At 68.5% G+C, this 22912-nt stretch carries 20 protein-coding genes and 4 pseudogenes; 15 read left to right on the plus strand and 9 right to left on the minus strand.

Annotated elements, in window-relative coordinates; all coding sequences use genetic code 11:
- The first annotated feature begins 131 nt into the window (after positions 1 to 131).
- Both LHJ74_RS17360 and LHJ74_RS34560 read left to right on the plus strand, forming a co-directional pair.
- Complete coding sequence (locus LHJ74_RS17360) at positions 132 to 1100, plus strand: pirin family protein (RefSeq protein WP_260218949.1); 969 nt, start codon at positions 132 to 134, stop codon at positions 1098 to 1100.
- A 163-nt stretch (positions 1101 to 1263) separates the two neighbouring features.
- Positions 1264 to 1642, plus strand: a pseudogene (locus LHJ74_RS34560) (hypothetical protein); the annotation flags it as partial.
- A 47-nt stretch (positions 1643 to 1689) separates the two neighbouring features.
- On the opposite strand, the gene LHJ74_RS17370 reads toward LHJ74_RS34560, so the two are convergent.
- From LHJ74_RS17370 to LHJ74_RS17390, 5 genes are all read right to left on the minus strand, one after another.
- Positions 1690 to 2079, minus strand: coding sequence for a VOC family protein (locus LHJ74_RS17370; RefSeq protein ID WP_260218950.1), 390 nt, complete (start codon positions 2077 to 2079; stop codon positions 1690 to 1692).
- Positions 2076 to 2435, minus strand: a complete 360-nt coding sequence (locus LHJ74_RS17375; protein WP_260218951.1) for an ArsR/SmtB family transcription factor — start codon at positions 2433 to 2435, stop codon at positions 2076 to 2078. The genes LHJ74_RS17370 and LHJ74_RS17375 overlap by 4 nt, the downstream gene beginning before the upstream one ends.
- Positions 2422 to 2856 carry an SRPBCC domain-containing protein gene (locus LHJ74_RS17380; RefSeq protein WP_260218952.1) on the minus strand — a complete coding sequence of 145 codons (435 nt, stop codon included), beginning with the start codon at positions 2854 to 2856 and terminating at the stop codon, positions 2422 to 2424. Before LHJ74_RS17380 ends, LHJ74_RS17375 begins: the two co-directional genes overlap by 14 nt.
- Before the next feature lie 299 nt (positions 2857 to 3155).
- Complete coding sequence (locus LHJ74_RS17385; protein ID WP_260218953.1) at positions 3156 to 4157, minus strand: Ppx/GppA family phosphatase; 1002 nt, start codon at positions 4155 to 4157, stop codon at positions 3156 to 3158.
- A gap of 175 nt (positions 4158 to 4332) precedes the next feature.
- Complete coding sequence (locus LHJ74_RS17390; RefSeq protein WP_260218954.1) at positions 4333 to 4944, minus strand: CGNR zinc finger domain-containing protein; 612 nt, start codon at positions 4942 to 4944, stop codon at positions 4333 to 4335.
- A 78-nt stretch (positions 4945 to 5022) separates the two neighbouring features.
- On the opposite strand from LHJ74_RS17390, the gene LHJ74_RS17395 reads away from it, so the two are divergent.
- A complete protein-coding gene (locus LHJ74_RS17395; RefSeq protein ID WP_260218955.1) occupies positions 5023 to 5727 on the plus strand; it encodes a haloacid dehalogenase type II in 705 nt (234 codons plus the stop codon).
- Positions 5728 to 5769: 42 nt separating this feature from the next.
- Here LHJ74_RS17395 and LHJ74_RS34565 read toward each other — a convergent pair.
- Together LHJ74_RS34565 and LHJ74_RS17400 are read right to left on the minus strand one after the other, a co-directional pair.
- Positions 5770 to 5957 (minus strand): annotated as a pseudogene (locus tag LHJ74_RS34565) (AraC family transcriptional regulator); the annotation flags it as partial.
- A 53-nt stretch (positions 5958 to 6010) separates the two neighbouring features.
- Positions 6011 to 7042, minus strand: coding sequence for a GlxA family transcriptional regulator (locus LHJ74_RS17400; protein WP_311203314.1), 1032 nt, complete (start codon positions 7040 to 7042; stop codon positions 6011 to 6013).
- Between the two features lie 80 nt (positions 7043 to 7122).
- Between LHJ74_RS17400 and LHJ74_RS17405 the strand changes: the two genes are divergently transcribed.
- The 12 genes and pseudogenes from LHJ74_RS17405 (at position 7123) to LHJ74_RS17445 (ending at position 19179) form a co-directional block, all read left to right on the plus strand.
- The gene (locus LHJ74_RS17405) at positions 7123 to 7557 is read left to right on the plus strand and encodes a Rid family hydrolase (protein WP_260218957.1); all 435 of its coding nucleotides are present in this window, start codon (positions 7123 to 7125) and stop codon (positions 7555 to 7557) included.
- Between the two features lie 756 nt (positions 7558 to 8313).
- Positions 8314 to 8586: an HAD family hydrolase gene (locus LHJ74_RS34425; RefSeq protein WP_375546772.1), complete on the plus strand. Its 273-nt coding sequence runs from the start codon at positions 8314 to 8316 to the stop codon at positions 8584 to 8586.
- 208 nt (positions 8587 to 8794) lie between these two features.
- Positions 8795 to 9097, plus strand: a pseudogene (locus LHJ74_RS34430) (helix-turn-helix domain-containing protein); the annotation flags it as partial.
- A 50-nt stretch (positions 9098 to 9147) separates the two neighbouring features.
- Positions 9148 to 9285: pseudogene (locus LHJ74_RS34435) on the plus strand (Gfo/Idh/MocA family oxidoreductase); the annotation flags it as partial.
- Positions 9286 to 9389: 104 nt separating this feature from the next.
- Complete coding sequence (locus tag LHJ74_RS34440; protein WP_375546767.1) at positions 9390 to 9938, plus strand: Gfo/Idh/MocA family protein; 549 nt, start codon at positions 9390 to 9392, stop codon at positions 9936 to 9938.
- A gap of 1044 nt (positions 9939 to 10982) precedes the next feature.
- Positions 10983 to 12242, plus strand: a complete 1260-nt coding sequence (locus tag LHJ74_RS17415; RefSeq protein ID WP_260218959.1) for an aminotransferase class I/II-fold pyridoxal phosphate-dependent enzyme — start codon at positions 10983 to 10985, stop codon at positions 12240 to 12242.
- A complete protein-coding gene (locus LHJ74_RS17420; protein ID WP_260218960.1) occupies positions 12239 to 13657 on the plus strand; it encodes an FAD-dependent oxidoreductase in 1419 nt (472 codons plus the stop codon). The genes LHJ74_RS17415 and LHJ74_RS17420 overlap by 4 nt, the downstream gene beginning before the upstream one ends.
- A 59-nt stretch (positions 13658 to 13716) precedes the next feature.
- Positions 13717 to 14451, plus strand: a complete 735-nt coding sequence (locus LHJ74_RS17425) for an SDR family NAD(P)-dependent oxidoreductase (RefSeq protein ID WP_260218961.1) — start codon at positions 13717 to 13719, stop codon at positions 14449 to 14451.
- Positions 14452 to 14506: 55 nt separating this feature from the next.
- Positions 14507 to 15496, plus strand: coding sequence for a UDP-glucuronic acid decarboxylase family protein (locus LHJ74_RS17430; protein ID WP_260218962.1), 990 nt, complete (start codon positions 14507 to 14509; stop codon positions 15494 to 15496).
- A complete protein-coding gene (locus LHJ74_RS17435; protein WP_260218963.1) occupies positions 15496 to 16728 on the plus strand; it encodes a pyridoxal phosphate-dependent aminotransferase in 1233 nt (410 codons plus the stop codon). The genes LHJ74_RS17430 and LHJ74_RS17435 overlap by 1 nt, the downstream gene beginning before the upstream one ends.
- Positions 16725 to 17663, plus strand: coding sequence for an EamA family transporter RarD (gene rarD / locus LHJ74_RS17440; RefSeq protein ID WP_260218964.1), 939 nt, complete (start codon positions 16725 to 16727; stop codon positions 17661 to 17663). The genes LHJ74_RS17435 and rarD overlap by 4 nt, the downstream gene beginning before the upstream one ends.
- 199 nt (positions 17664 to 17862) lie before the next feature.
- Entirely contained in the window at positions 17863 to 19179 is a 1317-nt protein-coding gene (locus tag LHJ74_RS17445; protein WP_260219041.1) for a UDP-glucose dehydrogenase family protein, read from the plus strand.
- 208 nt (positions 19180 to 19387) lie between these two features.
- Here LHJ74_RS17445 and LHJ74_RS17450 read toward each other — a convergent pair whose 3' ends face one another.
- Both LHJ74_RS17450 and LHJ74_RS17455 read right to left on the minus strand, forming a co-directional pair.
- Positions 19388 to 21646, minus strand: coding sequence for a M20/M25/M40 family metallo-hydrolase (locus LHJ74_RS17450; protein WP_260218965.1), 2259 nt, complete (start codon positions 21644 to 21646; stop codon positions 19388 to 19390).
- A gap of 344 nt (positions 21647 to 21990) precedes the next feature.
- Positions 21991 to 22809 (minus strand): NAD-dependent epimerase/dehydratase family protein, encoded by an 819-nt coding sequence (locus LHJ74_RS17455; RefSeq protein ID WP_260218966.1) that lies wholly within the window; start codon positions 22807 to 22809, stop codon positions 21991 to 21993.
- Positions 22810 to 22912 lie beyond the last annotated feature (103 nt).

Consider the following 22912-nt stretch of genomic DNA (forward strand, 5'->3'; position numbering starts at 1 on the left):
CCGCCCCGCGCCCGCCCCGCCTGTCGGCGCCCCTGTCACCCGCGCCCGACGCACTCTAGCGCGGCGGCCGGGGAGCGGACTCGGGGATGGAACGATGTCGGCACCAGCGAGAGCGGCGAACAGGAGCGGGCATGAGCAATCTCGACACACAGCCGGTGCGGGAGCGGTGCGGCGGCCTGGAGGAGGTCGCGGCGGTCCCTGTCCGCGAGCTGCTGGAGCCGCGCCGGGTACCGCTGGGCGAATCCACCGTGGTGCGCAGGCTGCTGCCCAATCTGGGGCGCCGGATGGTGGGGGCCTGGTGCTTCGTGGACCACTACGGTCCGGACGACATCGCGGACGAGCCGGGCATGCAGGTGCCGCCGCATCCGCACATCGGGCTCCAGACCGTCAGCTGGCTGCACGACGGCGAGGTGCTGCACCGGGACAGTCTCGGCAGCCTCCAGACCGTACGGCCGCGCGAGCTGGGGCTGATGACCTCGGGCCGGGCCATCGCGCACTCGGAGGAGTCCCCGCGCGAGCACGCGCCGCTGCTGCACGGCGCCCAGCTGTGGGTGGCGCTGCCGGACGCCCACCGGCACACCGACCCGGCGTTCGAGCACCACGCGGAACTGCCCGCCGTCCGGGGCGGAGGCGGACTGGACGCGACGGTGATCCTGGGCACGCTCGACGGTGCGGCCTCACCGGGGCGTACGTACTCGCCGCTGGTCGGGGCGGACCTCTCACTGGCGGGCGGCACCGACGCGCGACTGCCGGTGGAACCGGACTTCGAGTACGCGGTGCTGACGATGTCCGGTCCCTGCGAGGTCGACGGAGTACGGCTGGCTCCGGGCTCGATGCTCTATCTGGGGTGCGGACGCCGCGAGTTGCCGATCCGCGCGGACGCCGACAGCTCGCTGCTCCTGCTGGGCGGCGAGCCGTTCGAGGAGAATCTGGTGATGTGGTGGAACTTCGTCGGCAGGTCCGAGGCTGATATCCGGCGGGCTCGCGCCGACTGGATGACCGGCACCGGCTTCGGCACGGTCCATGGCTACGACGGCGCACCCCTGCCCGCCCCCGAGCTGCCCAACGCCCCCCTCAAACCCCGGGGAAGGACCCGCTGACCAGGCAATCCACTGCTACCGCACGCTCCGCCCAAACGTCGTTGACTGCGCGCGCACCCGGATCCCCGACTGCCGTCGGGCCGTCTCTCCCAGCAGGAATCCTGACCGAGCCCGAGACCCTCGAGCTGGCAGGCCGCAGCCGCCGAAGGCCGCGGACGCCCAGCTGATCGACGAGCTGGTGAGCCGGGCTCAGGTCGAGGGCCTGCAACTGACCGGCGAGAACGGCCTGCTCCAGCAGTTGGCCAGACGGCTGCTGGAGTCCGCGCTCGAAGGCGAGATCACTGACCACCTCGGCTATGACAAGCATGATCCGGCTGGGAAGAACGGTGGGAGATCCGGGAACGGTTACGGCTGGGGGCGGCCGAGCGGTTCGAGCGCGGTCGGTCCGGCATCGCCGCCTCGGCTGAGCGATGAGCAATTCGTGCAGTTGGAGCGGGAGCTCGCCAAGAGGCCGGCCGCGCACGGCTGGGAGGACCAGCGCTGGCCCTGGGCCGGATCAAGACCGTGTCGGCTGACGCTTCCCCCTTACCTGCACGATCCAGGATGCACCGCTTTGTGGTCAGCGCCTCACGACATCACGAGTTCAACCTCAATGGGCGTCTTCGGGGAGCCGGACGATATGCGGGATACCGACGGGATTGCAGATCCAGTGGGCGTTCATTCCGGATGGGAGCGGCTCCAGTTCGTCCTGGGCGGCGATGCCGTGCGCAGTGAGGTGTGCGGTCGCCTGGTCGACGTCGTCGGTGAATAGCTCCAGCCACAGCTCGGCGCGGGAGTAGTTGTCGACACGGTCGAGCCACAGAGTCACCGGTCCGAACCGCACCGAGGCGCTCTGCGCGACGCCATCGGCGACGGCTTGGCCGCTCGCGTCGGTCACCTCCATGCCCAGTACGTCGCGGTAGAAGGCGAGGGTGCGGTCGAACTGTGCTTTGGGAAGCTTCATGGCGATGTTGTGGCCGCCGCGGAAGGTCGGGCTCATGGTTCGTTCTCCTTGGTCTGGTCGAGATGGTCACGCAGGACGCTCAGGTGGCTGTCCCAGTCGCGCGCGAGCGCGGCGAGGAAGGACTGGGCCACGGCCACCGGTCCGGCTTGGAGGCGATAGCGGATCCGGCGCCGCTCCCCGGCCTCGGCCCGGACCAGCCCGGCGTCGGCCAGCAGGCCGAGGTGTTTGGCGATCGCCTGCCGCGAGATGGGCAGCCGGTCGGCCAGGTCGGTCGCGGTCGCCGGTCCGCGCGCGGCTAGTTCAGCGAGGATGCCGCGCCGGGTGGGGTCGGCCAACGCGGTGAAGACCTCCTGGGCGGTCGACTCGGCATCGGGGTGGTCAGGCGGCGGCATCGAGATACTCGGTCAGCTCGGCCAGCTCCGTCCGCCAGCCCGTGGCGTTGCCCTCGTAGGCGTCGGCCTGGTCGTCGGGCAGCTGGGCAAAGCCGGTTTCCACGACCGTGAGGCGGGTGCCCGCAGGTCTCGGCTCCAGCGTGAACTCCACGTAGGTTCGGCGCGGGTCGGATGGTGGCAGCCCTTCGATCGCCCATCGGTAGGAGAACCGGCGGGGCGGATCGACGATCTGGATCCACAGGGTGTGTTCCTCGCCGTCGTTCCACCGCACCCGGGCCTGGCCGCCGGGGCGCAGATCGTCGATCTCGGCGCTGGAGCCGAACCAACCACCGAGACCATCGGCCGTGGTCAGTGCCGCCCACACCTTCTCGGGCGGGTGGTGAAGTTCGAGCACGCGCTCGATGCGATCCGGTACGGGCATCCGGCCCTCCCTGTATAGCAACTCATTGATTGCTAAAAATGTATCGCAACTACCGAGTTGCAGCAAGTTCCGTCCAGTCTGCCTCTGAGCCGGCTTTCCACCACTGCACCGACGGCAGTCGGGCAGCCAGACGTAGCCCTGCGTCAGCAGCGGAAAGCTGCTGACGGACACGTCTTTCTCCGTACTGTCAGTGCGGCCGGGCGAGCAGGCGAAGCTGGGAGCCGGCCAGGTGCCCCACTTCCGCGGTACCCCAGCCGTTCTTGTCGTGCTGCCGCTTGTGGCTTGATGAACCTGGCCATCTACCCACGAGTAAGCTTGAGTTGGCGACCGGCGGTCGGGTCGGCCAGGCTCGCACCAGCATGGTCCTCCGGGAACCAGGAACCGTGGTCCTCGATGCGCCGGAGGAGAATTCCCTCACGGATCGCCCAGGGGCAGATGGTGAGGACCTCAAGGCCCATGAGCTTCATGGCCGTATGCCCGATCAGAGCGCCGGCCAAAGCCTGGGGGGCGCGCGGAGCGGAGATACCGGGCAGTTCGGCGCGCCGGGACGCAGGGACGGCGGACAGCCGGTCGATGCCTTCGCGCAGGCCCTTGCGGGTCAGTTTCCGTTCCAGAAAGGGACCGTGGCGCCCGGCTGGCGCGCCGCACAGCCGCCCCAGCTGGCTGAAGGTCCTCGACGTCGCCGCCGCCGTCAGCGGGCCCTCCCACTGGATGCGAGCTGCGACGTCGCGCAGCTCGTGACGTATCCGGCGACGCACCTCCCGAAGCGCCTCGTTCGACGGTACGCCCTGGCATCGCAGGTGCTCGCGCGTCAGCCGGTTCGCTCCCAGGGGCAACGAGACGGCGAAATCGGGCAGGCGGCCCCGGCCAAAGGCAACTTCCAGCGAGCCGCCGCCGATGTCGAGCACGGCCAGGGGCCCGGCCCGCCAGCCCATCCAGCGACGGGCAGCCAGGAACGTCAGTTCCGCCTCGACCTCACCGGGCAGTACGTGGAGCGGGACTTGGGTCTCCGCGCGGACGGTCGTCAGGACCTCGTCCCTGTTCGGAGCATCCCGGATCACGGCGGTCCCGAAGACAAACGGCTCCTCCGATGCCCACCGTGCGGCGTCGGCCCACTGCGTGGCCACTGCCTCGCAGAGCTGCTCCATCGCTTTGGGCCCGAGCCGGCGGTCCGGTCCCACCATCTGGGAGAGGCGCAGTCGCCATTTCGCCGTGTGCACCGGAAGCGGCGCTCCGTCCTTGGCGTCGGCGACCGCAAGCCGCACCGTGTTCGAACCCACGTCAACCACACTGATGCGCATAGTGCGTGGGTACCCCTCCCGCATCGCCGTACACCGGAGGGCTGCCCCTGGGCCGGACACGCTGACCAGGAACCTCCGTCGGCGATGCGGGCGCAGCGCTCATGATGATCGACTCCGACTCAGGGGCATCCACGACGGCAAGACCGGGGCGACCCCGACGTCACCACCCGCATGATCACGGAAGCTCTCTCCCGTTCGGAGGAAGGCTGACGCCACCAGGCCCTCGTGTGGCCGTCCCGGGATCTCGACCCTGTGCGGCGGCTTGTCTGCGGGCTCGGTACGCCGCGGCTTTGACGCGGTTGCCGCAGCCCTCCATGCCGCACCAGGTGCGGCGTGCGCCGCGGGAGCGGTCAAGGTAGAGGCGAGTGCAGCCCGGCCGGCCGCACTCCTTCAAGCAGGCGTGACGGTCGGCGAGTACGGCGATCGCGCTGCGTGCGAGGTGGGCCAGCGCGGAGCGGAGGTCTCCCGACAGAAGCAGGCCCGCGTCGCTGAGTTCGACCGTGGGGACCGGTCCGGCGGCGGCGGCGTTGACGATATCCAGGCTGGCCGGCGCATAGGGGCGGTCCCGCATGCGGTCGAGTGCCAGCTGGTAGATCGCCTCGCGGAGCCGCAGTGCGGAGGTGAAGGTCGCGGCGTCGGCGGTCACCTTGTCGGGGAGCTCGTCGCATTCGAGGACCCACTGCTCAAGATCGGCGGGGGCTGCCAGGAGGTCGACGGGCTTGTCTCGGGACCCGACGGTACCGACCAGGTCCAGAGCGGGGTTGCCGCTCACGAAGGCGAATCTCACATCACCATCTTGACTGGTGATGTGAGATCGGGCAACAATCGTCACCTGTTGAACCGGTGACGAAATCTAGGAGTCCGGATGGCCGAGGCATGTGACATCGAGGTCGTCGTCTTCGACATCCTCGGGACGATGGTCGACGAGCCAGGCGGGCTTCGAGCCGCCCTTCGCGACGCGCTGCCCGCGTCCGACGCCCCGTCCGCCACCGTGTCTGTCGAGCAACTGCTCACCGTGTGGCAAGAGCATGTCGAGCACGAGCAGCAGCGGATAGGGGAGGCAACCCGGGCGTACGCCGACGCCGCGGTCATCGACCGCGAGGCAGCGGAGCGCGTAGCCGACTGCGCCGGGCTCACCGACCCGGTGGCCATCGAGCGACTGGCTACCGCCGGTCAGCGCCTGGAGCCCTGGGCCGACTCCCTCGCCGGACTCACCTCCCTGGCGCAGCGATTTCCCGTACTGGGGCTCTCCAACGCCAGCCGCGCGACTCTGCTCCGGCTCAACGCCCACGCCGGACTGCGCTGGCACCAGGCTTTGTCCGCCGAAGACGCAAGGGCCTACAAGCCCGCACCGGACGTCTACCGGCTCGCGGTCGACGCGGCAGGGTGCCCACCAGAGCGCGTGCTGATGGTCGCCGCCCACGCCTGGGACCTTCGCGGAGCTCAGGCGGTGGGAATGCGAACCGCCTACGTCCGGCGGCCGGCCGGAGATCCCCCGGAGAGCACCGACACCTTCGATTGGCGCTCGGACAGCCTGGACGAGTTGGTCGCCGCATTGACGGCGCCGTAGCAGCGGGGGTCCGCGGCGGGCCCGTGCACGCGCTCGGCTTCGTCATTCCCGGCGGCTCCTGGTGCGGTATTCGCCCGGGGCGAGGCCGCGGTGGCGCCGGAACGCCCGGCTGAAGGCGTGTGCGGAGGTGTAGCCCTGGACACGCTGATCGCGGCGGCGAGCGTGGCGGTGGTCCACAGGTGGGACGGCTCCTGGTGGATCTTCGTCAGGGCGTCCCGTACCGACGGGTCAAGGGCAAGAGCGTGCTCGACGTCTCCAGCGGGCACTGACGTACTCGACGACCTCAGCCGCCGTGCAGCTTCCGGTAGGCGGTCGGGGTCGCTCCCACCTCCCTGCGGAAGATCGTCCGGAAATTGGAGGCAGTGCCGAAACCCGTAGCTGCGGCGATCCTCTCGACAGGCCAGTCGGAGGACTCGAGGAGCCGGCGTGCGCTGAGAATCCTCTGCAGCGCGACCCACTGCATGGGAGGCATTCCCGTCTCCCGCACGAAACGGCGAATGAAGGTTCTCCGTGAGAGCAGGCTGTGGTCCGCCATCCGCTGCACGGTGACCGGTGATCCGATGTTTTCGACCACCCATTCCCGAGTCGCCCGCAGGCTCTCACGGGAGGGGGTGAGCACGTCCGTGTACTGCGGCTCGTCCGCACCGCGGACGGAAGGGAAGACGACTTCCTTCGCCACGCCGTCAGCCACGGTGGCCCCGAAGTCGGTCTGGACGATATGGAGGTACGCGTCGATTCCCGCACCCGCGCCCGCAGACGTGAGGACGGCGCCGTCTTCGACGAACAGCCGGTTCTCGACGACGTCGACCCCCGGATACATTTCCCTGAGTTGCCCGGTATGGCGCCAATGCGTCGTAGCCGCCTTTCCGTTCAGAACTCCGCTGGCCGCGAGCGCAAACACCCCCGTGCAGACGGCGACGACTCGCGCACCCCGTTCGACGGCGAGCTTCAGCGCCTTCAGACAGTCCTCCGGCACGGGAAGGTGCGGATCTTCGTAGCCCGGGACCACGACGATATCGGCGTACTCCATGTCAGCGAGCGAGTGGGTCGGTCTGATACCCGCTGCCACATCGACGTGCGACGACCTGTCGCCCGGGTCACCGACCGGACCAGGCTGGTGATCTCCGCACACGAAGACTCGATAGCCCGGATGCTGACCAAACATGTGCGCCGGAATGCTGACGTCCAGCGCGTACACCCGCGGCACCGCAAGGACCGCGACAACTATTCTTCCTTCTTCGTATTGCAATTGATGCTCCCTCCGTCCGCGCGCTTTCTGCCTCGAGTGGCACGATCCTTGCCGTAAGTGGCACAACCAGGTCTGTTTCGCCCCTGACCCACTCCCCTATCGTCGTGCATGTCTTGACGGAAACTCACTTCTGATGAAGGAGCGCTATGAAAGAGAACGCGTCTCAGGTCGAAAGCTTCGGAGTCCCCTGGGAGGAAAGCTACGGGTACGTCCAAGCAGTCAGGCATGGCGATACCCTCTACCTCTCCGGCCAGGTGGCACACGACGGGACGGAACTCGTGGCCCCCGCCCCCGTCGATGATGCCGGGCTGGTGACTGATTTCACCAACATGGGCGAGCAGCTGCGCCAGTGCTATGCCAACGCGGCAGAACTACTGCGGCGTTTCGGTGCATCACTGGACGACGTCGTCGAAGAAACCCTCTACGCAGTCGATGTCGACGCAGCTGACGCCGCGGCAGGACCGGTGCGCAAGAAAGCCTACGGTCGACCGGACCCTCAGGTGGCGAGCACAATGATCGGCACCCCCCGGCTGGCCTTCCCCGAGCTGCTGGTCGAGGTCAAATTCACCGCCCGAGTCTGAGGGGCTGCCGGCTGGCAGTGGCACGAGAGCACCTGCCCGGACAACGCCCTCACCGAGCAGGAAAGTCCCCAAGATGAGCCTCTCAGTGCCTCGGACGCGGTCAGACCGGCTGCCGTAGCCGCCGCAAGGCACCGACGCGGTCGTCTCCTTCGGCGGCACCCGTCCGCGAGCTCCTGGAGTCGCGCCGGGTGCCGCTGGGAGAATCCCACCGTGGTGCGCAGGCTGTCCCGAGTCGGCGCCCGGACGCAGGCAAAGGGCCGTGGGCAGGAAGGAAGCGGAGCGTCGTGGTCGACACCCAGCTGCTCGACCGTGCGGGCCCGCCGCCTCACCGGCGAGAACACCGTCTCCGGATGAAGCACTGACAGAAAACGGCCTCTGGGGGCGAGGTGTGGTCAACGTCCGCGTGAACACTGCGCGGGGCTGCGGCCGTGTTCGCGCCAGGAACCTCGCAAACGCCGACCTCTGTCAGCGGACTTGGCAAGGACGTGTAACTCATGACACTGGGAGAGCACACAACGGCAGTCGTCTGGGACATGGACGGAACCCTCATCAAGACGGACACCGTCGTCCCCGCCGCCTACGCGGCTGCGGTCCTCCAAGCCGGAGGAGAAGCACCCGGCAGGGAACGGGTGATCGCCGCCTACCCCATCGGCTCACCGGTGGACATGCTGTCCTGCCTCCTCGGCCGCACCTGCGAACAGCGCGACCTCGGGAACTACCACGCGGCTCTTCGAGCCCTCAGCGCGGGAAGGACTGCTGGCCGTCTGCGACCGGCTCAGCATCAGCCCGGCCGACTGCACCTACATCGGGGACAGTCCACTCGACATCGAGTGCGCACAAGCCGCAGGTGCGCGAGCAGTCTGGGCGTCATGGGGCTGCGTGGACCCCATCGACCTGAACAGTGCCGCGACTCACTTGGAACATCCGCGCGATCTCATCGCCTCTCCCTCAACAAAGAACACGGCCACGCAGCGCGAACCTTCCAGGCCGGGAGTTCGGCCTGGCCGCGCTCGCGGCGGTTCGAGGTGACCAAGAGCTGTGCGGGCTCGGCCCCTGAACGTGCCTGTCCAGGACGGCTCGGAAGCCATTGACCACACCAGCCACGAGAAGATCATCTCACCCGTAACCAGCAGTACGGGGCAGCTCTTATAAGAGATAACGCTTGCTACTGAACTTGATTGGGTGATGTCGGGCCGTTCGCCTGACAGGGGCTGAGTCGGGTCGGTAGCTGTGGGGTGTGAGATACGCGCAGGGTGGCGGTTTGACCGATGCCAAGAGGGCTGCAAGAGAGCGGATCCGGCTGGAAGCGGTCGGTCGCTTCGAGAGCGGCGCGAAGAACCGGGAGATCGCGGCCGCGCTGCGGGTGAGCGAGCGGTCGGTGGAGCGATGGCGCCGTCAGTGGCGCGAGCAGGGCGAAGAAGGCGTTCGGTCGAAGGGATCGCCAGGGCGCCCGGGGCTTTCGGTAGACCAGATCACGAAACTGGAGCGGAAGCTGGAGCGCGGTCCGCTCGCCCATGGCTGGGCTGACCAGCGGTGGACCCCGCAGAGCACCGAGGACGCAGACTGGCAAGGTACTTTGGGGCAGATTGGATGCCAGAGGTCGAGAACCTTTCCAACGTGGACGCTGTCGTTGTCGCTTCCTCGACAGACCAGCACCGAAAGACCGCTTTGGATGTGCTGTCGGAGGACCTCCCACTTTTCGTGGAGAAGCCCTTGTGCGCGAGCCTGAGCGGAAGCAAGGATATAGTTGACACCGCGTTGCGCCGAGACGTTCCATTGATGTGCGGGTTATCGAAAGATTCAACCCCGCGGTCCTCGAGGCTCTATCGCACGTGGAATCTCCGCAGGCACTTCATACGCATCGGCTCTCGAGTTACTCTCCGCGTATGCATGCGGGCGTTACGTGGGATCTGCTGGTACACGACATCGACATCGCCCTTCGCCTCTTTGATGAGGAAACCCCGAAAACCGTCAACTCTGCCACCGGGCGCCACAGCTGCCAGGGAAGAACCGGAGAGGATACCGTGGAAGCTGAACTGGAGTTTTCGGGTGCTCGCATCGCGGCCTTGCCGGCAAGTAGAGTGTCATCCCGGCCGACACGTCGATTGACGATATCCGAGCAGAACAGAACTATCGTGGCAGACCTTTTGCACCCGTCCGTCACCGTCTACGCAAGGCCCAACCAAGTGTCAGAGCAGATCGAGTGCTCCGAATACCCCGAGCCTCTGGCGGCTCAATGGGATAGGTTTACGGATATCATAGAAGAAAAATTCAACGCACGTGCGGAGACCGGTTCCATCCTACCCAGCCATGCGACTGTCGCAGCAATACTTGATTCGGCGTTAAAGCCACTCCAGAACTGTGGACCCCTATCGTCCTGAATAGTCGCGGAGTCAAGATCGCATGGATGGCCTGGATCGTGCGGAGGCGAAGCGCGGTACAGCCGTGGTCCCCGGCGATGCCATGACCCCGTCGGCGGTGACTGACAAAAGCCGGGCCCCGCGCACACGGCATCGCGGGATCATCCGGCGCGCCCCGGACTTCACGCAGGGACGCGAGATCGCCAGGAACCCTCCGTCCACGACACCTGTCGCACCCCAGGCAGCGGACAGTTCAGGCCACTGACCGGGGAGAACCTGGTGCCATCCGCGTCCATCGACCTCCGGTTCCAGGATAAACGATCTACAGCGAGCGGAAGAAGACCGTTCAGCAGATCGCCGGCAGATTCCCCTGGTGCTTCTGAAACCCATGGGCCGGGTGCGCCGGGGCGGTGCGAATCGTTCATGGCCGGAAGGAATCGGCTGTGACTCCCCCGGTTCGCCGTGGTGATCGTCCGCACGATGGAGGATATCCGCCTCGCGCGGTCCAGGTTTCGTCAATTCATCGAGCGTGCGGACTGTTCTGGCATATGCATTCCTTCGAATACGGGCAGCCACGGGGCATGGGTGCTATGTACCTTTTGTGAGCTGGAACCCAAATGTCGAGATATGCAGACACGGAAAGGCGAGACCGGAACAGGCCATACATGTGGAGATTGTTGCCCTGGATCTCCCGAGGCCGTTAGGTTACGCTTCAATCAGATCAGGAGGTGAGACGCGAGGGAATCACACCTGTAGCGCAGGAGTCTCCGGCGACAGTTCCGTTCGGACGTCCACCGGGAACACACGTGGAGTCACATTCATGCGAGTGCGCATGCATTTCACGGTGTTGACGACACCGCCTCAGACTGGCTGCGGACTTCATCCGCCTTCGCCCGCCTCCGAGTCCTTCTTGCCTGTGGAATCTGCGTAAACTGGCGGCCCGCCCCCGACCCCAGGGGCGCCATTTTCACGCCCGTGATCCGATCAGCCTCCTGGAGATCGCGGCGCACAGGCATGCCGTCAATCAGTCACTGCCAGCATTATCCGACTGTTATCGAGGTCGATATGGGATCAGATTCCGGCACTGCTCGGCTCAGGAACACCCCTTTCGTCGTCAAGGAGTCGTCCGCCCAGTACGAGCGCGCGGTCGACAGCAGCCTGATGCAGGTGAGCATCACCGGACGCAACGGGAAGAGCGTCTTCCTCCCGGACGGCCGGGACGTCGTCGAATTCGTCAACTGCTCCTACCTCGGCCTTGATCTTCACCCCCGTGTCATAGCGGCGGCGAGGTCGGTGGAGGAGCAGTGGGGGATGAACTTCTGCTGTGCCCGCTCGCGCTTCTCCATCGAGCCGCAGCGACTTCTCGAAGAGGAGTTGTCAGCCCTGTACCGGGGCCGCGCCATCACCTTCCCCTCGACGACCACCGCGCACATCTCCCTCATGCCGCTCCTCGCCAGTGGTGTGCTCTTCGAGGAAGGCGCGACGCACAGGACATGCCTGATCTTCGACCAGTTCGCCCACTCGTCCATGCAGTACCTGAAGCCGGTGCTGGCCGCTGAAGCGACGGTGGAGACGGTCGCGCACAACTCGCTCGACGACCTGCGGCAACAGGTCACGGCCGCGCGTGCGCGGGGCGAGACGCCGGTCTACGTGGCCGACGGCATCTATTCGATGGGCGGCCTGTGCCCGGCCCGCGAACTTCTCGCCATGGCCGAAGAACTGGACTTCTTCCTGTACATCGACGACGCCCACGGCCTGGGCATCTTCGGAGAGCGGGGGGAGGGACAGGTCCTCAGCCAGATCACGGGCGACATTCCCGACCGCGTCATCCTGACGTATTCGCTGTCGAAGGGATTCGGTGCCTACGGCGGCGGGCTGCTCGTCCAGGGTGAGTGGCGGGAGCAGCTGATCCGCTCCTACGGCCAAGTCTACGCGTTCTCCGCGGCACAGACCTTCCAGGCGGTGTACGCGTGTCGCGCCGTGGTGGAACTGCACCACGAAGGCGCGATCGCCCCTTTGCAGCAGACCCTGCGCGAGCGGGTGGCGCTGTTCGATGAACTCATGGGGAGGCCACTGCCGTTCAGTCCCATCCGGATGGTTCCGATCGGAGACGAGGAGAACGCGCTCAAGGCCGGCGAGGACCTCCTCGAAACGGGCTACTTCGCCTCCGTGGTCTTCTTCCCCATCGTCCGCAGGAGATCCGCACAACTGCGGCTGTGCATAGCGGCCAACCACACGGAGGACGACATCCGCGGCGTCGCCGCCGCACTCACCCGGGTGCACGCGGCATACGCGACCACCGGAGACCGGGAGGGCGGGGAGTGAAGCGCCGGGAAGTCCATGTGGTGATCGGCGCGGGGATCGCGGGCTGCCTCTCCGCCCTCACCCGCAGCCGGGCGGGGTACGACGTCATCGTCCTGGAGGAGCAGCAGGCCCGCTCCGGGGGCACGTACCCGGTGTGCACCCGGACCAGCAACATCGTCAGCGAGAACCACAGCGGTGCCGAGTACCCATTCGACCCGCAGAGCGCACGCGACTGCCTGGACGGCCGCATCGAAAACGAACGGTTCTTCCCCGAGCTGATCTACGGCGGCAAGACCTACAGCCGCATCATCGCCTCCCAGAGCATGATGGACGACGGCCACGACATCGTCGGCCAGTGCCGTACGAACATGGACGTCATCCGCGCGCACTATGCCCAGCGTTGCGAGGAGGACCCGGCGAACGCCGTCTTCGGCGAACCGTCGGTGATCTGCCGCGAGGTCCCGGCCGTCGAGGGCGTCGACGATGTGGCGGCCGGGTTCCTGACTCCGCAGCGGGGGATGAACCCGGTGCTCGTGTCCACCGTGCTCGACTGGGAACTCCGGCAGTGCGGGGTCGACTTCCGCGAAGGCACCAGGGTGGGATCGGTGAACCGTCTCGCCGACGGCCGGTACGAGGTCGCCTGCACGGCGGCCGACGGGACCGGATACACACTGGTCGCGGACCAGGTCGGTCTCTGCCTCGCGACGGCCGCCTTCGGGATGGCCAAGCGGCTCAACCCGGACATCGAGTTCCCGCAGCTGTTCATGGCTCTGCGCGAAATCCTCTACGTCGATCTCCCTGACGGCACGGACAAGAACTTCACCTGCCTGAAGCTGGAGGACTCCTACGGCGGCATGCTCAGCCCGCTCAACGAGCATGTCGCGATGATCTACCACCCGCCGGCCGCGCACGTGCTGAACAGGGTGATGGACCCGGTCTCCTGCGATCCCCCGGCCGAGTACGCACACTATCTGGCCGAGGGGCACCCGGAAATGCGGGAGCGCGCCAGACGGACGGTGGACCGGCTGCGCGAGTTCTATCCGGAACTGCGCAGGTCCACGGTCCTGGGGACCTATCTCAAGGTCGCCATCAACACGGTCTCGGACTCGCGGGTACGGCGGAACATCGGCGTCTTCGGGGTCCATTCCGGTGCCACCATGACCGTGCTGCCCAAGTGGACCATGTGCGCGGTAAACGCGAAGAAGGAACTGGCGCTGGCTCTGGAACATTCGCGGGCCACCGGAAACATGAGGCCGGACGAGGCCCGAGATATTCTCGCCGCTTCGACGCGGGCCTGCTGGGAGACGGTGCCCGAATGGGCCCGGAAGCCGGAACTGCTGACCGCTCAGGCGAAGAAGCACGCAGCCAACATGAATGTGCCGGAGGCGCTCGCCCTGCGGTTCAGTGACGTCATCGGCCTGTCGGACGCGCCCTAGTGCCGCGTCAGGCAGTCGGCAAAGACGGGCCGTACCTTCGGCCGGAAACGGATGAGTGCATGTCGAGGAAGACCCTCGTGATCACGGGTGCCGGGATGGGCATCGGAGCGGCTACGGCTAGGCAGCTGGCCCCCGGGAACCGGCTGATTCTGCAATACCACACGTCCAAGGCGGACGCCCTCGCCCTGCGCGAGGAGCTGGCACCGGTCTGCGCCGATATCGAGGTGATCGAGGCGGATCTGACCTCGGACGCGGGCTGCACGGCGCTGTCCGAGGAGATCGGCAAGCGCACCGATGTGCTGGACGTCCTGGTCAACAACACCGGCGGAATGATCGAGCGGCAGTCCGTGGCGGACCTGTCCTGGGAGCACCTCACCGCGACGTTCGCGCTCAACACCTTCTCGGCGATGCGGCTGACCGGTCTGTGCACCGGACTGCTCCGCCAGGGCACCGACCCCTGTGTCGTCAACGTGACCTCCATCGCCATGCGTCACGGGGCGCCGACTGCGACGGCGTACGGCGCCTCCAAGGCCGCCATGGATGCTTTCACCCGGGGCGCCGCCAATGAGCTCGCACCGCTCATCCGGGTCAACGCGGTGTCGCCCGGAATCATCGACACCCGCTTCCACAAGCGCGTGACGTCCGAAGCGAAAATGCAGCAGTTCATCGAGAGCACCCCGCTCAAGCGCGCGGGAAATGTGGGCGATGTCGCCCGCACGATCGAGTACCTGGTCGAAAGCACCTTCGTCACCGGAGAAACGATCGACTGCAACGGCGGTCTTTCCATGCGGTAGCGGTACAGCCGACCGCTCCTCGCCTCTTCAATGAGTGACGAAAGGTCATCTCCTCATGCGTAGACGCGTTCTTGTCACAGGTGGCGCCGGATTCATCGGGTCGCATCTCTGCGAACGGTTACTCGACGACGGCCACGAAGTCGTCTGCATGGACAATCTCTTCACCGGGCAGCGCCGCAACATCAGCCATCTGCTCGAGAGTCCCCGCTTCGAGTTCACGCGGCACGACGTCGCCGAGCCCTTTCACGTCGAGGTCGACCAGATCTACCATCTCGCCTGCCCGGCTTCCCCCACCCACTACCAGCGGAACCCGGTACGCACCATCCGCATCAGCGTGCAGGGCACACTGAACACCCTCGAGCTGGCGCGCGAAACCGGTGCCCGGCTGTTCGTCGCCTCCACCTCCGAGGTGTACGGCGACCCCGAGGTGCATCCCCAGCCCGAGGGATATTGGGGGCATGTCAATCCAGTCGGCATCCGGGCCTGCTACGACGAGGGGAAGCGCTGTGCGGAGGCCCTCGCGGTGAGCTTCGCACGGCAGTACGGCGTGGAGATCCGGCTCGGGCGGATCTTCAACACCTACGGGCCGCGTATGCAGGAGAACGACGGGAGGGTGGTGTCGAACTTCACCGTGCAGGCGCTGCGCGGCGAGCCCCTCACCGTCTACGGAGACGGCAGCCAGACACGGTCCCTGTGCTATGTCGACGACCTCGTCGACGCCATCGTCCGCTTCATGCGCACCGAGACCGACGCCGAGCCGGTGAACCTGGGCAACCCACAGGAGACGACAGTCGAGCAGATCGCCCGCGAGATCAGGCGGCTGGCCGGCTCGTCGTCCGAACTGGTCTTCCGGCCGCTCCCCGAGGACGATCCGACCCGCCGCCGCCCCGACATATCCCGGGCGGGCGCACTGTTCGGCTGGGAGCCGAAGATCGATCTGGAGGACGGGCTGCGCCGTACGATCGCAGAGTTCTCCAGCAGGACGGCCCGGGAGGAGGCGTCGCCGGGCGCCGGGCCCCTCGCGGTGCCGCAGAGGGCCTCCTGATGGCGGAGACGACGCGCCCCGGGACGGCGTCGCACTTCGTCGCGGACCGCCTGCGCGGGCTGGCCCAGTCGGACATCCGGCGGATGAGCCGGGAGAGCGACCGGGCCGGGGCCATCAACCTCGGGCAGGGGATCTGCGACCTGCCGACCCCTCCGGTCGTCGCCGGGGCGGCCAGGGCGGCGATCGACGCCGACGAGAGCACCTACACCTACACCGAGGGGCATCTCGCGCTGCGCCGGGCGATCGCGGAGAAGCTGGCGCGGGACAACTGCCTCCAGGCCGATCCCGGCGGTGAGGTCGTGGTCACCGTGGGCGCGACCGGTGCGTACGCCGCGGCCGTCAACGCGCTGCTCAATCCCGGTGACGGCATCCTGATCATGGAGCCGTACTACGGCTATCACGTCAACGGCGCGGTGATCGCCGGGCTGGAGCCGCAGTTCCTCACCCTCGCGCCACCGCGGTTCACACTCTCCGAGGAGGCGCTGCGGGCCGCACTGCGCCCCAACACCCGGGCCCTCGTGGTGTGCACTCCGTCGAACCCCAGCGGCAAGATGTTCAGCCGGGCCGAACTGGAGGCGGTCGCGCGGGTCGCGCACGACCAGGATCTGCTCGTCATCAGCGACGAGATCTACGAGTACATCCGCTACGACGGCCGGCAGCACCTCTCCCCCGCCACGGTGGGAGACCTGTGGAACCGCTCGGTCACCATCATGGGGCTGTCCAAGACGTTCAGCATCACGGGATGGCGGCTCGGCTACGCGGTGGCACCCGAGCCGTTGTCACGGGCGATAGCCCTTGTCAACGACCTGTACTACGTGTGCGCGCCCAATCCCCTCCAGCACGGCGTGCTGGCCGGATTCGCCCTGCCACCCTCCTACTTCAGCGGGATGGCGTCGGCCTACCACCGCAAACGCGACCAGTTGTGCGACGCGCTGTCCGCGGCAGGCATGTCCCCCATCATCCCGGACGGGGCGTACTACGTGCTCGCCGACGTCTCCGACTGGGGATTCCAGACCGCTCGCGGCGCGGCGATGGGGCTCCTGGAACACGGGGGTGTCGCGTCGGTGCCGGGGAGCGCCTTCTACCAGGGTGCGAACGGCGAGGGCCTGCTGCGGTTCTGCTTCGCCAAGGAGGACGCGGTCATCGAGGAGGCGTGCCGGCGGATCCGCCGCTTCCGCCCCCGCGATGCCCTGGCGACGGCGGGGAAGAGCGGGCAGCAGGCACCAGCATGACGACCTCACGCCAAGGAGTGCTGTTCGGGCTCGGTGCCTACACCCTGTGGGGTCTGTTCCCGCTGTACTTCCGGCTTCTGGAGAGTGCCAGCGCGCTGGAGATCCTGCTGCACCGGCTCATGTGGACGCTGCCGCTCTGTGTGCTGGTCATCGCGGCCACCGGCGCCGTCCGCCGGCTGCGCACGGTGCTCCGCGACCGGCGGCGGGTGGCGTCGCTGGCAGGAGCGGCCACGGTGCTCGCGGTGAACTCGGGCTGCTATGTCTACGCCGTGAACTCCGGCCATGTCATCGAGGCGGCCCTGGGGTACTTCATCAACCCGCTGGTGACCGTGGCGCTCGCCGTGCTCATCCTGCGCGAACGGCTGCGCCCGCTGCAGTGGACGGCGGTCGCCATGGGGGCGCTGGCCGTGGTCGTCCTCACCGTCGACTACGGGCGTCCACCATGGATCGCGCTGGTCCTCGCCACCTCGTTCGCCCTCTACGGACTGATCAAGAAGCAGGTGGGCGGAGATGTCGGGGCGATAGTGGGCCTGACGACCGAGTCGCTCACCCTCGCCCCGGTGGCCGCGGGCGGCCTGGCCGTCTATGTGGCCACCGGAAACGGGACGTTCACCGACGACGCGCCCTGGCATGCGGTGCTGCTCGCCGTGGGCGGGGTGACCGTCGCGACTCCCCTGCTGCTGTTCGCGGCCGCCGCCCGGCGGCTCCCGCTCACCACCATCGGGCTGCTGCAGTACCTGACGCCCATTCTGCAACTGCTGATCGGGGTCCTGCTGTTCCACGAGTCGATGCCCGCCTCGCGCTGGATCGGATTCGTGCTGATCTGGACCGCGCTGACACTGCTCAGCGCGGACGGGCTGCGCCGCAGGTCCCGGGAGAAGACGGCTGCCGTGGTCCCACCCGTGCGGAGCCGTCTCGATCAGGGGGTCAGGTGACGCGTCCGTAGCCCGTCCCGGGCGAACTCCCACCGTCACCGTCAGGAACAGCGGCGACCGCACCACCTCCACCACCAGGAGGGCAGCGACACGAGTGCCCCACACCAGGCAGGGCCATGAGTTCGAGGAGTCCCCCGTGAGGAACGAGACCGAAGCAGGCGTCCCGGCGCCGCCATCACCCCATGACCGCCGTATCTCGGTGATCGGCACCGGATATCTGGGAACCACCCACGCGGTCTGCATGGCCGCCCTCGGGTTCGAGACGCTGGGCATGGACGTGGACGCCGAGAAGGCCGCGTCCCTCTCGGCGGGCCGCCTCCCGTTCCACGAACCCGGGCTCGAATCGCTCCTGCGCGATCAACTCGCCTCGGGGCGCCTGCGGTTCACCACCTCGTACGAGGAGGTGGCGGCCTTCGCCGAGGTGCACTTCTCGTGCGTGGGGACTCCGCAGCGCACCGACGGACCGGGTGCCGACCTGCGTTACACGGAAGCGGTCGTGGAAGGGCTCGGCCCGCATCTGTCCCGACCGTGTCTGCTGGTGGGCAAGTCCACCGTTCCGGTGGGCACGGCCGAGCGGCTGGCGGCCCGGCTGGCGGAGCTGGCCCCGGCGGGGCGGGACGCCGAGGTGGCCTGGAATCCGGAGTTCCTGCGCGAGGGGTTCGCGGTGCGCGACACCCTGCGGCCGGACCGGCTGGTCCTCGGTGTCGCCTCGGACCGGGCGGAGCGGCTGCTGCGCGAGGTCTACGCACCCCTGCTGGAACCGGCGGACGGCCCCGCAGCGGTGCCCCTGGTGGTCACCGACCTCGCCACCGCGGAGCTGGTCAAGGTCGCGGCGAACTCCTTCCTCGCCACGAAGATCTCCTTCATCAACGCCATGGCCGAAGTGTGCGAGGTGGCGGGAGCGGACGTACAGCAGCTGGCGGAGGCACTCTCGTACGACCCGCGGATCGGCGGCCGGTTCCTGCGTTCGGGGGTCGGCTTCGGCGGGGGCTGTCTGCCCAAGGACATCCGCGCGTTCATGGCACGGGCCGAGGAGCTGGGCGTCAGCCCGGCCGTACGGTTCCTGCGGGAGGTGGACGAGATCAATCTGCGGCGGCGTGCCGCGGTGGTCGACCTGGCCAGGCGGTTCGGCGGCGGGACGTTCCACGGGCGGCGGATCACGGTGCTGGGAGCGGCCTTCAAGCCCGACTCCGACGACGTACGCGACTCGCCGGCGCTCGCGGTGGCCGAGCGGATACGGCAACAGGGGGCCGAGGTGACCGTCTACGACCCGAAGGCGACCGACAACGCCCGCAAGTCCTTCCCGGCGCTGGCCTTCGCCGAGTCGGTCACCAAGGCCGCCTGCGGAGCCCATGTGCTGCTGCATCTCACCGAGTGGCCAGAATTCGGGGACATCGATCCCGTGGAGCTGAGCGGGACGGTGGCACGGCGTCGGATCATCGACGGCCGCAACACCCTGGACGCCTCCCGATGGCGTGCGGCCGGCTGGGAGTTCCGGGCGCTCGGCCGTCCGTAGAACGCCCGGCGACGGCATGGCGGTTCGCCGGCGGGACAGCCCTTAGAGCCCCTGACAGAATGGGCGGTCGGCTTGCGACGCCTGGCACGCGCGCTCGCCGCGTTGTCGGAGTCGTCCATGTACGCCCAGTACGAGGACGATCCTCCGCCTTGCGAGCGCACGCACCAGACGCCGCAAGCTGATCGGCCGCCCATTCTGTGAGGGGCTCTTAGACGCGCAGCCGCGCGAGGAGTTGGTAGAGCGTCTCGGTGCCCTGCCGCAGGGCGGCGGCGCCGATGTGCTCGTCCGTGCCGTGCATGCGCTTGAGCATGTCCCGGGTGACCGCGAACGGGTAAATGCCGTACACCGGGATGCCACGCTGGCGGAACGGCACCGCGCTCGTCACGGCCTCGAACTGGCACGCTGACGCCCGTACGCCCGGGTGGCTCTGCCGTACGGCCTCCTCCCAGGCGCGGAAGACGTCCGTGTCGGTGCTGGAGTCCGGAATGGACAGGTACTGGCGCGCCCGGTCCAGCGTTTGCTGCTCGGTCTCTCCCGGGCTGCCGACCACCTGCAAGGTGGCCCCTTCCCCGAGGAGTGTGCGCAGCTCGGCGACGACACGGCCGGGGTCGTCGCCGCCCCCCGGCAGGAACGCGACCCGGAAGTCGGCGGTGGCGGTTCCCGGCACGATGCTGACGTAGTAACCCGCGCTGGTCGCGGTGAAGGCGGCCGTGGTCCGCAGCATGGCGTTGTGCAGTTCCGGGGTCTCGCTGAGCCGGACCACCTCCTCGCCCGCCCGGTCCCGGGCCGCCTGGGTCCGGGCGTCGAGCATCCGGCGGACGGCCGCTGCGAGGACCGGGTCGGTGGTGGCCCGGGCGAGTTCGGTGAAGTACCGGCGCGACAGCGCGTTGGGGCGGATGTGCGCGCGCCACTCGCCCAGCCGCTCCAGCATCCGGCCCAGCCGGATGACCGCCTGCCCGGCGAACGGCTTGGAGGTGTGTGTGGCGTACGAGGTGGTCTCCAGCCGCAGCGGCATGAAGCGCCGGTCGTTGCACGTGAGCGTGGCGACCATGGGGGTGGTGCCGTCACGCTGGTTGAGCAGCCAGCCGCCCTCCGTGAGGACCACACCGGGATCGACCTTGTCCGGGTGCTCGTCGAGGAACCAGCGCACCCCGTGGGGCCCCTGCTCCTCGTCGCAGTCGGACCAGAAGACGATGTCGCGGTCGAAGCGCGCACCTTCCCGCACATGGCGCAGCAGGGCTGCCACGAAGGCGGCGTTGACCCCCTTCATGTCGAGCGCGCCCCGGCCGTACAGTCTTCCGTCCTCGATGTGCCCGGCAAAGGGCTCGACGGTCCAGGTGTCCCCCGTGGCGGGAACCACGTCACTGTGGCCGAGGAACAGCAGCGGCTTCTTCCCTGCGGGCTTGCTGCCTGGGACGCGCGCGAAGAAGTGGACGTTGTCCTTCTTCGGCGTCGGCACCATCTCGGTGGGCACCCCGGCTGCCTCGAAGAGGCCCTGGAGCATGCGGGCGTGCGGCAGGGTGACCGCTCCGTCACCGGGATTGCTGGTGTTCTGCCGGATCATCGCGACGGCGAGCGCCACGGGATCGGTGGGATCACCGTCGAAGGAGTCCCCGGCACGGCCCTCGGCAGCGGGCGCGGCAGCGGCACTCGGACGGGGCGCGGCCGCCGCTTCGGCGGCCGGGGACAGCACAGCGCCCGTGACCGCCGTGGCCCCGGCGCCGAGCACCGCGCGACGGCTCGGGCGGGCCCCGCGGGCGGGCGCGGGGGTGGAACCGTCCGCGGGGCGGTCGCCGGCGGGGCGGTCGTCCAGGCACGCCGAGAGGACCGCCGCGGGACACTCCAGATGGACGTCGTGTCCCCCCTCGACACCGATCGCGGCACGGTCGCCGGTGCTCCAGCCGGTCCATCTGCGTGCCACTGCCAGCGGCACGCGCGCGTCGCCGGTGGCCCACACCGCGCGCAGGCCGACCGCGAGCGCGGGTGACCGGCGGCCGTCGTAGCTGTCGGCCAGACGCAGGTCCGCGTGGAGCGGGGACGGCGGCACGTCCTCCGGGCCGGGCCCGGCCGGGGCTTCCGGGACGGCGGCGCCGTGGAAGTCTCCGGGCGCCCGCCCGGCCACCGCACCCAGCCGGGCTACCGGCACTCCGGCGTCCAGCAGGCGGCGGCACGTCTCGTACGCCGCCAACGCCCCCAGACCGACACCGATCAGGACCAGCCGCCGTCCCGCGGCGACCGCGCGGATGCCGGTGGCCACGGCATCCGCGTACCGCGCCAGGTCGGTGACGGGTGGTTCGTCCGTCCGGGAGCCCCGGCCGGGCGGCATGACCAGGGCGAGCGCGGTGCCCTCGGGAAGGGCCCCGTGCCAGCCGGCGAAGGCCGAGTCGTCGGCACCGGCGGGTGGAAAGCAGACGGCGAGGGTGTCGGCCCCCTCCGCGTCGTGGACCTTCAGCCAGGCGACGCTCATAGCTGTTCCTCCTTCGGCGCCTCTCGGCACGGTGCCGCGATCACTCCGTGGAGAGGTCTTCGGGACGTCCGGGGGGGAGCGGGTACCGCTGGACCGGGCGTCGTGTCCCGCCGGTTCAGCGTCGTGGTGCCGTGTCTGCGTGCCGTGTCTGCGCGTCGTGCAGGTCGGAAGAGCCGCCGTGCGGAGGGGTCCGTCGATCCGCCGGGACGCCGCTTCTCCGCTCGTGGACACCCGGCTGTGCGGTCCTGCCGAGTCACGGCCTCAGCGAGTCGCGACCCCGGCCAGGAAACGTAGCAGAGCGCCGGATCGGCCACCATACCGCCGTCGGCTGCGGCCGGCCCCGCTCAGCTCGCCGGGCGCGGCCAGAGCGGCGGGTCCGTCACGAAGTGGCCGCCCAGGCGGGTGTGCGCCGGGTCGTCCGGGCGCAGTTCGCCCTGTTCGGCGATCAGCCGCTCCGCGTACGGCTCCGAGTCGTCCTGCGGCTCGTATCCCAGGGACCGTGCGGTCGTCAGGTCCCACCACAGGCGGGTGTTGGCGGAGGAGCCGTAGACGACGGTGTGCCCCACGTCCCGCGCGGTGAGTGCCGCGTGGAGGAGCCGGGCTCCGTCTCCAGGGCTCATCCACAGGGACAGCATCCGCACCGATGTCGGCTCCGGGAAGCAGGAGCCGATGCGGACGGAGACGGTCTCCATGCCGTGCCGGTCCCAGTACAGCTGGGCGAGATCCTCACCGAAGGACTTGGAGAGGCCGTAGAAGGTGTCGGGGCGGTGCGGAGCGCCGTCGGGGAGGAGCGGGTCGCCCGGGAGCGGGCGCGGGGTGAAGCCGATCGCGTGGTTGGAGGAGGCGAAGACGATCCGCCGCACACCTTCCTCGCGCGCCGCCTCGTAGAGGTTGTACGTGCCCTCGATGTTGGCCCGCAGGATCATGTCGAACGGGGCTTCCAGGGAGATGCCCGCGAGATGGATCACCGCGTCGACCCCGCGCACGGCCTCCCGCAGCGCCTCACGGTCGCCGAGGTCGGCGGTGATCGCGTCCGGTTCGTCCTCCATGGGGGTGACGTCGAGGAGGCGCAGCTCGTATCCGTAAGCGGGCAGCAGTTCCCGCATGAGGGTGCCGAGTCCGCCGGCGGCGCCGGTGAGCAGGACGGTGCGGGGTGCGGGCATGCGAGTCTCCTCGGGCGAGTGCTGATGCGGTGTCGGACGCTGGTGCGGCTGCGGCTGCGGGTGCGACTACGGCTACGAACGCGAGGGCGGGTGCGCGGACCGG

This window comes from Streptomyces gossypii (assembly GCF_025165795.1).
GTDB lineage: Bacteria > Actinomycetota > Actinomycetes > Streptomycetales > Streptomycetaceae > Streptomyces > Streptomyces gossypii.

Bases quoted from the DNA above. Each gene is read 5' to 3' on its own strand.
- LHJ74_RS17360 (WP_260218949.1), top strand. From the start codon at position 132: ATGAGCAATCTCGACACACAGCCGGTGCGGGAGCGGTGCGGCGGCCTG.
- LHJ74_RS17370 (WP_260218950.1), bottom strand. From the start codon at position 2,079: ATGAGCCCGACCTTCCGCGGCGGCCACAACATCGCCATGAAGCTTCCC.
- LHJ74_RS17375 (WP_260218951.1), bottom strand. From the start codon at position 2,435: ATGCCGCCGCCTGACCACCCCGATGCCGAGTCGACCGCCCAGGAGGTC.
- LHJ74_RS17380 (WP_260218952.1), bottom strand. From the start codon at position 2,856: ATGCCCGTACCGGATCGCATCGAGCGCGTGCTCGAACTTCACCACCCG.
- LHJ74_RS17385 (WP_260218953.1), bottom strand. From the start codon at position 4,157: ATGCGCATCAGTGTGGTTGACGTGGGTTCGAACACGGTGCGGCTTGCG.
- LHJ74_RS17395 (WP_260218955.1), top strand. From the start codon at position 5,023: ATGGCCGAGGCATGTGACATCGAGGTCGTCGTCTTCGACATCCTCGGG.
- LHJ74_RS17405 (WP_260218957.1), top strand. From the start codon at position 7,123: ATGAAAGAGAACGCGTCTCAGGTCGAAAGCTTCGGAGTCCCCTGGGAG.
- LHJ74_RS17415 (WP_260218959.1), top strand. From the start codon at position 10,983: ATGGGATCAGATTCCGGCACTGCTCGGCTCAGGAACACCCCTTTCGTC.
- LHJ74_RS17425 (WP_260218961.1), top strand. From the start codon at position 13,717: ATGTCGAGGAAGACCCTCGTGATCACGGGTGCCGGGATGGGCATCGGA.
- LHJ74_RS17430 (WP_260218962.1), top strand. From the start codon at position 14,507: ATGCGTAGACGCGTTCTTGTCACAGGTGGCGCCGGATTCATCGGGTCG.
- LHJ74_RS17435 (WP_260218963.1), top strand. From the start codon at position 15,496: ATGGCGGAGACGACGCGCCCCGGGACGGCGTCGCACTTCGTCGCGGAC.
- rarD (WP_260218964.1), top strand. From the start codon at position 16,725: ATGACGACCTCACGCCAAGGAGTGCTGTTCGGGCTCGGTGCCTACACC.
- LHJ74_RS17450 (WP_260218965.1), bottom strand. From the start codon at position 21,646: ATGAGCGTCGCCTGGCTGAAGGTCCACGACGCGGAGGGGGCCGACACC.
- LHJ74_RS17455 (WP_260218966.1), bottom strand. From the start codon at position 22,809: ATGCCCGCACCCCGCACCGTCCTGCTCACCGGCGCCGCCGGCGGACTC.